Raw genomic sequence first — 12,445 nt, forward strand, 5'->3', positions numbered from 1 at the left:
CAATGGATTTGACAGTATATCACGATGGCCAATTTTTTGTTGGAATCATTACATGTAAAGAAAAAGGGAAATTGTATGGGGCGAGGTATATTTTTGGGGCGGAACCGTCAGATGAAGAAGTGCTTATGTTTGTGAATGGTTCACTTTTAGAGCATTTTCAGCACTTTGCAAAATGTGGTGTAGAAGTTAAAGAAAAACAGCGTTCTAAAAACATAAAGCGTATCATACGACAAGCAGCAAAAGAAACAACTATTAAACGTTTTACTAAGGCGCAAGAGGCGATTACTTTATCTTATGAATTGCATAAACAAGAAAAGAAACTGCAGTCTAAAGAGAAGCGAGAAGCTGAAAAAGAAAGAAGACGTTTAATGAAAGTACAAAAAGCAAAGCAAAAACATCGTGGTCATTAAAGAAAAGGTGTTAGAGCAAGAGCTCTAACACCTTTTCTATACTTAAATACAAGTAAACTTACTTGTATTTCATAAACATTAACTGGTAAGATACAAATAGGTAGTTTTAGAGGAGGGAAAAGAGTGATTAATTTTAACTTTTTTATGAATGATGTTGTCCGCCAAGCGCGTGAAGAGATTGTCTCTGCTGGATATACAGAATTGACGACGCCGGAAGCGGTAGAAGAAGCGTTTAAAAGAAATGGAACAACACTTGTAATGGTAAACTCTGTATGTGGTTGTGCAGGTGGTATTGCTCGTCCTGCTGCTGCGCATTCCGTACATTATGATAAACGTCCTAACCACCTTGTAACGGTGTTTGCAGGTCAAGATAAAGAAGCGACAGCAAGAGCGCGTGAATATTTCGAAGGGTACCCACCTTCTTCTCCATCATTTGCTTTATTAAAAGATGGAAAAATTGTAACGATGGTAGAGCGTCATGAAATTGAAGGTCATGAACCGATGCAAGTTATTGCGAAACTACAATCATATTTCGAAGAGAATTGTGAAGAACTATAAAAAATAAGAGAAAAGGCGGCACGTCCACAATCAAGTGGATGTGCCGCCTTTTTTATTTATTATTAAAATTTCTGAGATATGCATAGTTGTGTTATTTTATGCATCATTTTATACATAACAAACAGCATTTATATTGTTTGATTATTTATTTTTATTTTATATATTGCATAAAAATAAAAGTGCTGATACAATACAAACATCGAATAAATATTCTATTAAACTTTTAAATATACATTATTAGGGGGAAGAAAGATGAAGAAGTTAGTATCAATATCGTTTGCACTTATTTTAATTGTAAGTATATTCAGCGCTTGTAGTAATGGGGAATCGAAAGAAACAAAAGGAAATAAAAAAGTACTCGTAATGGGAACTTCAGCAGATTATAAACCTTATGAATATGTAGATGCGTCAAAGAGCGATGAAATTATTGGCTTTGATGTTGATGTTGCTAAATATATCGGAAAAGAACTTGGGTATGAAGTGAAAGTGAAAGATATGGATTTTGGTGGTTTATTAGCATCTCTTAGTTCAGGAAAAGTTGATTTCGTAATGGCAGGTATGACGCCAACTGCAGAGCGTAAAAATAATGTTGATTTTACAGATATTTATTTTGTTGCGAAAAATATGGTCGTTTCTAAAAAGGATTCTAACATTAAATCTGTAGAGGATTTAAAAGGGAAAAAAGTAGGGGTACAAACAGGGTCTATTCAAGAAGAGAAAGCTGCAGAATTTAAAAAACAAGTAGATTTCCAAGTTGAGGGACGTGACCGTATACCAGAAATCGTACAAGAAATTAAAGCTGGTCGTTTTGACGCTGCAATTATAGAAGATACAGTTGCTAAAAATTATTTAGAGAAAATGAAAGATTTACAAGGAATTGAAATTAAAGAAGCACCAGAAGAAGTTGGAGCAGCAATTGCCCTTCCGAAAAACAGTGATAAAACAGCTGAATTTAATAAAGTAATTAAAAAAATGCAAGAAAATGGAGAAATGGATAAATTAGTGAAGAAATGGTTTGGCAGCGGAAAATAAGCTGCCTTTCACTTTTCTGTGAGGGGAATGAAAAGAATGAACTTAGATTTTTCGGCGATTACGCCTTCGATACCATATATACTAAAAGGTTTAGAAGTTACTTTGAAAATTGTAGCAGTATCAGCTTTAGCAGGATTTATTTTAGGAACGCTATTAGCACTTTGTAAAATTGCTAGAATACGAGCATTAAATATAGCAGCAGATTTTTATACATCAATTTTTCGTGGTACACCCCTTGTATTGCAATTAATGATTATTTATTTCGGCGTCCCACAAATAATTGGTTATGAAATACCAGCGTTCTTAGCTGCTGTACTTGCATTTAGCTTGAATTCAGGTGCATACATGTCAGAAGTAATTCGTGCTGGTATTCAAGCGGTTGATAAAGGACAAACAGAAGCAGCAATGGCTTTAGGGATACCGTACGGAAAAATGATGAGAAATATTATTTTCCCTCAAGCATTAAAAAATATATTACCAGCGCTTGTGAACGAATTTGCGACACTTACGAAAGAATCGGCTGTAGTAACAGTAATAGGCGCGACTGATTTAATGCGTCGTGCTTACATTGTAGGCGGTGAGACATTTAAATATCTTGAACCATTACTTTTTGTTGGACTGATTTATTATATGTTAGTCATTATTCTTACATTAGTCGGGAAGGCAATTGAAGGGAGAATGAAGAAAAGTGATTAAAATTGAAAACCTTCATAAATCATTTGGTAAAAACGAAGTATTAAAAGGAATTACAACAACAATTGAAAAAGGGGAAGTAGTCGCAATTATAGGGCCTTCTGGATCAGGAAAATCAACATTTTTACGTTGTATGAATATGTTAGAAGCACCAACGGATGGTCACATTTGGATTGGGACGGAAGAAGTAACGAATCCGAAAACGAATGTTATGCATGTTCGTGAAAATGTCGGTATGGTATTTCAGCATTTTCACTTATTTCCTCATATGACTGTATTAGAAAATATTACGTATGCTCCTATCAATGTAAAAGGGGTAACGAAGCAAGAAGCTGAAAAGAAAGCTGAGAAACTTTTAGAAAAGGTTGGATTAGTAGATAAAAAAGATACGTATCCAAATCGTCTTTCGGGAGGACAAAAGCAACGTGTAGCAATTGCAAGAGCGTTAGCGATGGAACCGGAAGTTATGTTATTTGATGAACCGACATCGGCGCTAGATCCAGAGATGGTGAAAGAAGTGTTAGAAGTTATGAAATCGTTAGTTACGACAGGAATGACGATGGCTATCGTTACACATGAAATGGGCTTTGCAAAAGAAGTGGCAGATCGTGTTCTTTTCTTGGACGGAGGAAAGCTTGTAGAAGATAGTGCGCCAGAAGAATTTTTTGCAGCGCCGAAAAGTGAACGTGCGCAACAATTTTTACAAAAAATATTGTAATATGAAAAGGTTATGTGAATAATAAGTAGAAAAGGATGACATTGTGTCATCCTTTTTTTATACTAGCTGTAAATACGTTTATACATATAGGAGTAATGATATGTTTAAAATTGGATATCGTACAGTAAAAACAGCAATAGGGACAGGTGCGGCAGTTTTTATTGCTCAGTTATTAGGGTTAGAATTTTATAGTTCAGCAGGCATTTTAGTTATTTTATGTGTACAAAATACGAAGCGCAAATCACTTCAAGTGTCGTTACATCGTTTTCTAGCGTGTGTATTATCAATGGCATTCGCGTTTTGTATTTTTGAAACGATTGGCTATACACCACTTGCAATTAGCATATTGTTACTTACATTTATTCCGACTGCAGTAATGCTTAAAATTCAAGAAGGTATTGTCACGAGTTCAGTTATTGTTATGCATCTATATTCATTGAAGCAAATTACATGGCTTATAGTTGGAAATGAAATTGCTATATTAACGATAGGGATTAGCGTGGCGTTATTAGTAAATATGTATATGCCGAGTAGTGAAAATAAGCTAAAAGAGTATCAGGATAAAATAGAGAATAATTTTAAAACGATTTTGTTTGAAATGGTTGTGTATTTACGAAATCGAGAAAGTAGTTGGAGTGGAGCAGAACTCATTGAAACCGAGAATATGTTAAATGAAGCAAGAGATTTATCGTTTAAAAAACTTGAGAATGCATTTATGCGAGAAGATGATTATTACTATCGTTATTTTAATATGCGTATGCAACAATTCGAAATTTTAGAGCGAATGATACCACTAGCAGCTTCTTTATCGTGGACATATGAACAAGCTGACATGATTGCAGATGTTGTTGAAAACATTGGTAATGCTATTAGCCCTGAAAGTACTGGCGTTATTTCCTTAAGGCAGCTTCAAGAAATGAGGGAATTATTTAGAGACATGCCATTGCCAGCTACACGCGAAGAATTTGAGATACGTGCGAAACTTGTTCAACTTGTGTATGAAATGGAACAATATTTACTCATTAAAAGTCGCTTTAAGGGAAAGGATAATATAAAAGAACTTATATAGAAGGTAGGAATTATCTATGCCGTATCTTCTCTCTATCATATTATGTCTTTCTTTATCACCGATTTGGCCTCTTGGGGATAATCCACGTGCCGGAGATCCTTTTATTATTGTAAATAAAGCAACGAATAAATTAGCTTACATTGACGATGGAAAGATTCAAAAGGTTTTTCCAGTAGCGACAGGGAAAACGAATGAATTAACTCCAGAAGGAAATTTTGATGTTGTAATGAAAGCAAAGGATCCGTATTACATTGCGAAGGATATTCCAGGTGGATCGCCAAAAAATCCACTTGGGTCAAGGTGGATTGGATTTAATGCAAGAGGAACTGATGGAAGTAAATATGGAATACATGGAACAAACCAACCGAGTTCAATTGGAAAGTATATTTCACAAGGGTGTATAAGAATGAAGAAAAACGATGTGGAATATTTGTTTGATCGCATTCCAATTGGAACGAAAGTATGGATTGTGAAATCGAAAAAATCATTTCAGCAATTGGCAAAAGAAAAAGGAGCCGTTGCATATGAAAAAGCCAACAAAAAGGTTGGCTTTTTCTATTATAATAAGTTGTCTTGACATGTGTACATAACCGTGCGTTAATGAGAGTATAGAAAGATAAAATTAGATAAAGGGGTTGCTCATATGTACTTGAATCCAAAACTTTCGTATATGCAGTTTTTTATGGGATTTCTATTTGTTATTACATTCATATTGGCAACTTTTAATATATGTTCTTATCTTGTAGCGATTGTATGTATGGCATTACTTAATCTCACTTTTGTTATTGGGGCATTTCAGCAGAAACAATATACAAGTTTTGTAATAGCACTTGTAATGTCATTTTCCTTTAGTATTGTAGCGATTGTGTTTTATATAAAATAAACCATCTCGATGTCGAGATGGTTTATTTTGTTATGTGTAAAAAGTAAAAAAAGGACGAACACATCGCCCTTTTTACCAAAACATACTCGCGCCAGCAAGTAATGTTGTTACAAGCATAGAAATTAGCATCACATAAACCATAACTTTTTGAGCTTTTTTATGCATCGTTATACCTCCTTGCAAATCAGTACAATTTCATTGTAACGAGAAATGAAATTATGGACAAGGGGAGAGTGAGGACAAAATTCGGGAGGGGATTGCAAAATATAACAGGAAATTTGAGAGTGTGTAGAGAATATAGTAAAAGGGTATATTGTTAATTTTTAGTTGGGCAAGCTGAAGAATGGAGATACGATGATGAAAATATACGAAACAGATCGTTTATACTTAAGGGAAATTGATGAGTCGTATGCTGAAACAGTTCTTCAATATTACGACAGAAATCGTGAATTTTTAAAAGCTTGGGAAGAGTATAGACCGGATGATTTTTTTACGCTAGATTATCAAAAGAAAAAGTTGCAAAAGGATAGAAAAGAGTTCGAAGAAGGGAAAATCATCAGACTATGGATTTTTAAAAAGGGTGATGATACGAAAATAATTGGGTGTATTTCATTTAATTTAATCGTTCGTGGCATTTATCAATCTTGTGTACTCAGTTATAAATTAGATAAAGCAGAGTTAAACAAAGGGTATACGACAGAAGCGCTTAGAAAAGCAATTCAAGTTGCTTTTGGGGAATTTCAGTTACATCGTATAGAAGCTCCGATTATGCCTCGTAATTTAGCATCTATACAAGTAGTAACGAAGATAGGTTTTCAATATGAAGGCGTGTCTAGGAAGATGTTAATGGTAAATGGCGTGTGGGAAGATCATATGCGCTGGGTATTGTTAAATGAGTAATAGAAAGCAGATGGTTATCTAGACATGTAAACCATCTGTTTTTTGTCTTGTATTTCGAAACTTTTGCGAAATTCTGTTATAATTAATAGTGTTACATACATAATGGTAGTGCAGGAGGCGCAGTCTTATGATTAATCAAGAACGTTTAGTAAATGAATTTATGGAATTAGTACAAGTAGATTCTGAAACGAAATTTGAAGCAGAAATCTGCAAAGTATTAACGAAGAAATTCACAGATTTAGGTGTAGAAGTATTTGAAGATGACACAATGGCTGTAACTGGTCATGGTGCAGGTAACTTAATTTGTACTTTACCAGCAACAAAAGATGGTGTTGATACAATTTACTTTACTTCTCATATGGATACAGTAGTTCCTGGTAATGGAATTAAGCCTTCTATTAAAGATGGATATATCGTATCAGATGGTACAACAATTTTAGGTGCGGATGATAAAGCTGGATTAGCATCAATGTTCGAAGCAATCCGTGTTTTAAAAGAGAAAAATATCCCTCATGGTAAAATTGAATTTATTATTACAGTCGGAGAAGAATCAGGTCTTGTTGGTGCAAAAGCATTAGACCGTGAGCGTATTACAGCGAAATATGGCTACGCATTAGATAGCGATGGAAAAGTTGGTGAAATCGTTGTTGCAGCTCCAACACAAGCGAAAGTGAACGCAATTATTCGCGGAAAAACAGCTCACGCTGGTGTAGCGCCGGAGAAAGGTGTATCTGCAATTACTATCGCAGCGAAAGCAATTGCGAAGATGCCACTTGGTCGCATTGACTCTGAAACGACTGCAAATATTGGACGTTTTGAAGGTGGTACACAAACGAATATCGTTTGCGATCATGTACAAATCTTTGCAGAAGCTCGTTCTTTAATCAATGAGAAAATGGAAGCACAAGTTGCGAAAATGAAAGAAGCATTTGAAACAACTGCAAAAGAAATGGGCGGGCATGCAGACGTTGAAGTAAACGTTATGTACCCAGGATTTAAATTTGCTGATGGCGATCACGTTGTAGAAGTTGCAAAACGTGCAGCTGAAAAAATTGGTCGTACACCTTCTCTTCACCAAAGTGGTGGCGGAAGTGATGCAAACGTAATTGCAGGACATGGTATCCCAACAGTTAACTTAGCAGTTGGTTATGAAGAAATTCATACAACAAACGAGAAGATTCCTGTTGAAGAATTAGCAAAAACAGCAGAATTAGTTGTTGCAATTATTGAAGAAGTAGCGAAGTAATGAAATAGAAAAAGCGTGTAAATCAATTGTGATTTACACGCTTTTTATTTTGATTCGATTGCTTTGACAAGACGTATAAGCCAATATAAGAAAACCTATGGAAGTATATACGTTGTTGCTACATGTACTAGACGAAGGAATAATCCTAACGTATTCATATTGAAAATCGGAAGTAGTAAATAATTAATTGCAATGATTAATATAACTACAAGGCATGTATAGTTGAGTTTATCCCGCTATTTGCCGGACAGTAAGCTCCCTACCTCAAAATTCTGCGAAAGTAAAGAAGTTAAGTGGGGGCCCTGCTGCCCGCAAAAACCCGATTGGTGAGGCTGATTAAAGTTTCACTTTATTAGTTAATCTCATCATAATCAGACCCTTTCACATATATATCCTCTTTATATCGATTATAAAAAAGAACAAGTAATTATTATAACTATTGTGCAAAATTTGATATAATGAAAGAACGAACGTTCTGATTAGGGAGTGAGTACTATGCGAGAAATGTATCCGAAAAATGGTCGTGTTATTTTACATGTAGATATGAATTGCTTTTTCGCATCTGTTGAAATTGCTCATGATCCATCATTACAAGGAAAGCCATTAGCGGTTGCTGGAAATGAAAAAGAGAGAAAAGGAATTATTATAACATGTAGTTATGAGGCGAGAGAATACGGAATACGTACGACGATGCCCCTTTGGGAAGCGAAAAGGTTATGCCCGCAATTAGTTGTAAGGCGTCCTAATTTCACATTATATCGCGAAGCTTCATTTCAAATGTTTCAAGTCCTTTCCCGTTTTACAGAAAAGATACAACCAGTCTCAATAGATGAAGGATATTTAGATATTACAGATTGCTACGCACTTGGTTCGCCTCTTGAAATAGCAAAGATGATTCAACAAGCACTATTAACAGAGTTGCAGCTTCCGTGTAGTATCGGAATTGCTCCAAATCTTTTCCTAGCAAAAACAGCTTCTGATATGAAAAAACCTCTCGGTATTACCGTACTTCGAAAACGTGATGTTCCAGAAATGATTTGGACACTTCCAGTTGAAGCAATGCATGGGATTGGAGAAAAAACAGCTGAAAAATTAAATGAAATTCATATACATACAATTGAACAGTTAGCGAAGGGAGACGAGCATATCATTCGCGCTAAAATTGGGAAGCACGGTATTGATTTACAAAAGCGTGCAAAAGGTACGGATGATAGGGAAGTGGATCCGAGTCAAATGGGCCAACATAAAAGTGTCGGTAACTCGATGACTTTTTCAAAGGATATGGATGAAGAGAAAGAATTGCTTGATATGTTAGAACGTTTATCAAAATCAGTGAGTAAAAGATTACAAAAGCGAACCCTTGTCAGCTATAATATTCAAATTATGATTAAATACCATGATAGGCGAACAGTAACACGGAGTAAGCAATTGAAAAATGCAATTTGGGAAGAACGCGATATTTTTCAAGCAGCATCCCGTTTATGGAAGCAACATTGGGATGGTGATTCCGTTCGTTTACTAGGTGTTACAGCTACTGAAATAGAGTGGAAGACAGAATCGGTGAAACAATTAGATTTGTTTTCATTTGAAGAGGATGCGAAAAAAGAACCACTACTTGCTGTCATTGATCAAATTAATGATAAGTATGGAACACCGATTTTACAACGAGGTAGTCAACTACTACGTAAGCAAGAGAAGTCGTTTCAACAAAAGTTAGAAAATAAATTTATGTAGAAGGTGTCATGAAGTAGTAAAATCATGACACCTTTCCTATTATACAGGTACCAAGTGATACGAGAGCATTTGTCCGTAACCCAGCCATTCGGTGTCTCCATTGTCTTTCCATTCCAATGCAAGCTCCTACAATAATTGCGATAACTAATCTGAATACAATGTCGTACCATACCATCATGGTCACCTCCATATATAAATATGTGTTATGTTTTTTAGAATGAGCGGGGAATATCCACTCATTCTTATTTTTACAACCAGCTATGAAACTTTTTAATATAAAGCTTTTTTAGGAACTGTGTTAAAAAAGCGTAGCCTAATAGTATTCCTACTAACCAAGGGAAGTAGTTAAGTGGCAATGCTTGCAAACCAACGGCTGCACCAAGTGGTGAGAATGGAATATAAATCCCGATTGCCATAATAAGAGCGGTTAATAAAACGACTGGTGTTGATGCAGTGCTTTGAATAAATGGAATCTTTTGTGTTCTTATCATGTGAACAATTAAAGTTTGTGTTAACAATCCAACGACAAACCAACCGGACTGGAATAATGATTGCTCGCTCGGTGTATTTGCACCAAATACATTCCACATGACTACGTATGTGATAATATCAAATACGGAACTAATTGGGCCGATAGAAATAATGAAGCTTCGTAAGTTTGCAGTATCCCATTTTCGTGGTTTTTCTAGAAACTCTTTATCCATTTTGTCCCATGGAATAGAAAGTTGTGAAATATCATAAAGTAAGTTTTGAATTAAAAGATGAATGGCAAGCATCGGTAAAAAAGGAATGAAAGCACTTGCTACTAACACGCTAAACACATTACCGAAGTTAGAGCTAGCTGTCATCTTAATATATTTTAAAATATTTCCGAATGTAGTACGTCCTTCTAAAATACCTGCTTCTAATATAGTTAAACTTTTTTCGAGTAGAATAATATCGGAAGCTTCTTTCGCAATATCAGTAGCAGTATTAACAGATATTCCGACATCAGCTTCACGTAATGCTACAGCATCGTTAATGCCGTCTCCCATGTAACCTACAGTGTGTCCATTTCCTTGTAATGCGTGTATAATACGAGATTTTTGCATTGGATTAAGCTTCGCAAATACAGTCGTTTCTTCAGCAAGTTTTGCTAATGCTTTATCTGGTAAAGAATCAATCTCGTAACCGAGGATTGGTTCGCCGATATCTAATCCAACTTCTTTACAAACCTTTCTTGTAACAATTTCGTTATCGCCAGTTAAAATTTTCACTTGTACACCATGTTTTTGTAATGCTTGAATTGCAGCTGCTGCAGATGGTTTCGGTGGATCTAAAAAGCCGATATATCCACTGAGAATCATATCAGTTTCGTCTTTTACTGCGTACTCTGTATCATTTATTCTTCTATCTTTTTTATAAGCCACAGCAATAACTCGCATACCTTCACTATTTAGTGTCTCACTTAGTTTTTTGACATTTGAACGTATTTCCTCGGTGAGTGGAACGATTTTTTCATCCACTTCAGTGTAGTTACAAATTGATAAAATTTCTTCTACGGCACCTTTACAAACCATTGTATGTTCACCTGAAATATCCTTTACGATAACTGACATACGCCGGCGGGCGAAATCGAATGGAATTTCATCTAGCTTTTGAAAAGCTGATGGATTAAATTTATTGTTTTCCTCTGTATGCTTAATAACAGCTTTATCTATTAAATTTTTCAATCCAGTTTGATAGAAACTATTTAAATAGGCAAATTGCAAGACGCGATTGCATTCATTTCCCTTGGGATCTAAGTGACGAACAAGGACCACTTTATCTTCTGTTAAAGTTCCGGTTTTATCTGTACAAAGAATGTTCATAGCACCTAAGTTTTGAATAGAATTTAGCTGTTTTACAATTACTTTTTGTTTAGACATGTTAACGGCACCTTTAGCTAAATTAGCAGTTACAATCATTGGTAACATTTCAGGTGTAAGGCCAACAGCAACGGCAATAGCGAAGAAGAAAGCTTCTTGCCAATCTCCTTTTGTGAATCCATTAATGAGAAGGACAATAGGTGCCATAATAAGCATGAATGTAATTAAGAGCCAGCTTACTTTGTTTACACCTTTATCAAAGCTTGTTTCTACACGCTTTCCAATTACCTTATTTGCTAAAGAGCCGAAATACGTATCGGTACTTGTTGAGATGACAACAGCTTTTGCGCTGCCACTTACAATATTTGTTCCCATGAAACAAAGGTTTTCCATATCGAGTGGATTGTAATTTTTTTTCATGTTTTTCGGTAAGATATGCTTATTTTCTGTATGGTAGCAGTGTTCGTATTTTTCTACAGGAAGTGCTTCCCCTGTCAAAGAAGATTGATTAACAAATAAATCTTTAGCGGATACAACACGCACATCAGCTGGAACGATATCACCAGCTGAAAGGGAAATAATATCGCCAGGTACAAGTTCCTCAATTGGAATTTCTGTTGTGTAATTTCGGTTTAAATTCTTTACATTTTTTGTTTCATGTACAAATCCATTTATTCTAAATACGCTCGCAGTTGTTCGAACCATAGCTTTTAACTTATCGGCAGCTTTTTGAGAACGAAATTCTTGGGAGAACCGAATCGTTGCACTAAGTAGGACCATTACAGATACGACAATCGTTCCTTGCATATCATCTGTGAAAAAGGAGAGTGCTCCAAGAGCTAATAAAACGAAAATAAATGGATTTTTAAATGCCAATAGAAATTGAATGTACCACGGCGCCATTTTATTATGAGCTATTTCATTCGGACCATATAAAGAAAGTCTACGAGACGCTTCTTGTTTAGATAATCCATCTTGTGTTGTTTCTAAAAGTTTTAACGCAGAGCTTACATCTTGTGTTGCAACCTCCACTAATAATTCGTTATTTGTTTTCATGCTATCTTGCTCATAAGCATGCTTTGTTTCTTGTCTTTGTAAATTAAACATCGGTAGTTCCTCCTCTGTCATGAAGGAGGAAACAATCTGTTACCTAACTATTTGAAATGGTGAGGAACAGTTTCTTTCCTACCTACATGATGAAATATGAATGTAAAACGTATGGGTATCTGGGCCGAATCATCAATTGCCAACTGTTCCTCACCTCCGTACAATTTAGTAGTTTCTGAATATGCTATGTTTGTTTCATAGTAAGGTGCATATAGACGTAAAAAGACCTTTACTCAAAACGAGTAAAG

The 12,445-nt window shown here is 35.4% G+C and carries 13 protein-coding genes and 1 pseudogene; 11 read left to right on the plus strand and 3 right to left on the minus strand.

Annotation, left to right across the window (positions count from 1 at the left end; genetic code table 11):
- Positions 1-2 precede the first annotated feature (2 nt).
- From ACTFR8_RS11910 to ACTFR8_RS11945, 8 genes are all read left to right on the plus strand, one after another.
- A complete protein-coding gene (locus ACTFR8_RS11910; protein ID WP_000366587.1) occupies positions 3-410 on the plus strand; it encodes a YjdF family protein in 408 nt (135 codons plus the stop codon).
- Between the two features lie 144 nt (positions 411-554).
- Positions 555-968 (plus strand): BrxA/BrxB family bacilliredoxin, encoded by a 414-nt coding sequence (locus ACTFR8_RS11915; protein ID WP_001979317.1) that lies wholly within the window; start codon positions 555-557, stop codon positions 966-968.
- Between the two features lie 252 nt (positions 969-1,220).
- Positions 1,221-2,000, plus strand: a complete 780-nt coding sequence (locus ACTFR8_RS11920) for a transporter substrate-binding domain-containing protein (protein WP_000737673.1) — start codon at positions 1,221-1,223, stop codon at positions 1,998-2,000.
- A gap of 36 nt (positions 2,001-2,036) precedes the next feature.
- Complete coding sequence (locus ACTFR8_RS11925; protein WP_001046915.1) at positions 2,037-2,696, plus strand: amino acid ABC transporter permease; 660 nt, start codon at positions 2,037-2,039, stop codon at positions 2,694-2,696.
- Positions 2,689-3,411, plus strand: a complete 723-nt coding sequence (locus tag ACTFR8_RS11930; RefSeq protein ID WP_000590202.1) for an amino acid ABC transporter ATP-binding protein — start codon at positions 2,689-2,691, stop codon at positions 3,409-3,411. The genes ACTFR8_RS11925 and ACTFR8_RS11930 overlap by 8 nt, the downstream gene beginning before the upstream one ends.
- 100 nt (positions 3,412-3,511) lie before the next feature.
- Positions 3,512-4,480, plus strand: coding sequence for an aromatic acid exporter family protein (locus ACTFR8_RS11935; RefSeq protein ID WP_000472665.1), 969 nt, complete (start codon positions 3,512-3,514; stop codon positions 4,478-4,480).
- A gap of 16 nt (positions 4,481-4,496) precedes the next feature.
- Complete coding sequence (locus ACTFR8_RS11940; protein ID WP_100619275.1) at positions 4,497-5,057, plus strand: L,D-transpeptidase; 561 nt, start codon at positions 4,497-4,499, stop codon at positions 5,055-5,057.
- A 66-nt stretch (positions 5,058-5,123) separates the two neighbouring features.
- Positions 5,124-5,363 (plus strand): DUF3894 domain-containing protein, encoded by a 240-nt coding sequence (locus ACTFR8_RS11945; RefSeq protein WP_000281167.1) that lies wholly within the window; start codon positions 5,124-5,126, stop codon positions 5,361-5,363.
- A gap of 72 nt (positions 5,364-5,435) precedes the next feature.
- On the opposite strand, the gene prli42 is transcribed toward ACTFR8_RS11945, so the two are convergent.
- Positions 5,436-5,528, minus strand: coding sequence for a stressosome-associated protein Prli42 (prli42, locus tag ACTFR8_RS11950; RefSeq protein WP_000549040.1), 93 nt, complete (start codon positions 5,526-5,528; stop codon positions 5,436-5,438).
- Positions 5,529-5,717: 189 nt separating this feature from the next.
- Here prli42 and ACTFR8_RS11955 point away from each other — a divergent pair, with 189 nt between their 5' ends.
- From ACTFR8_RS11955 to ACTFR8_RS11965, 3 genes are all read left to right on the plus strand, one after another.
- Positions 5,718-6,263, plus strand: coding sequence for a GNAT family N-acetyltransferase (locus ACTFR8_RS11955; protein ID WP_001987197.1), 546 nt, complete (start codon positions 5,718-5,720; stop codon positions 6,261-6,263).
- Between the two features lie 127 nt (positions 6,264-6,390).
- Positions 6,391-7,509, plus strand: a complete 1,119-nt coding sequence (locus ACTFR8_RS11960) for a tripeptidase T (RefSeq protein WP_000609803.1) — start codon at positions 6,391-6,393, stop codon at positions 7,507-7,509.
- 495 nt (positions 7,510-8,004) lie between these two features.
- Positions 8,005-9,243 carry a DNA polymerase IV gene (locus ACTFR8_RS11965; protein WP_152127489.1) on the plus strand — a complete coding sequence of 413 codons (1,239 nt, stop codon included), beginning with the start codon at positions 8,005-8,007 and terminating at the stop codon, positions 9,241-9,243.
- A gap of 40 nt (positions 9,244-9,283) precedes the next feature.
- Here the strand turns inward: ACTFR8_RS11965 and ACTFR8_RS11970 are convergent.
- Together ACTFR8_RS11970 and mgtA are read right to left on the minus strand one after the other, a co-directional pair.
- Positions 9,284-9,418, minus strand: a pseudogene (locus ACTFR8_RS11970) (MgtC/SapB family protein); the annotation flags it as partial.
- Positions 9,419-9,491: 73 nt separating this feature from the next.
- Positions 9,492-12,197, minus strand: a complete 2,706-nt coding sequence (gene mgtA / locus ACTFR8_RS11975; RefSeq protein WP_000482690.1) for a magnesium-translocating P-type ATPase — start codon at positions 12,195-12,197, stop codon at positions 9,492-9,494.
- Positions 12,198-12,445 lie beyond the last annotated feature (248 nt).

The sequence above is a fragment of the Bacillus cereus group sp. MYBK15-3 genome (assembly GCF_051916765.1).
In the GTDB taxonomy this organism is placed as follows: domain Bacteria; phylum Bacillota; class Bacilli; order Bacillales; family Bacillaceae_G; genus Bacillus_A; species Bacillus_A cereus.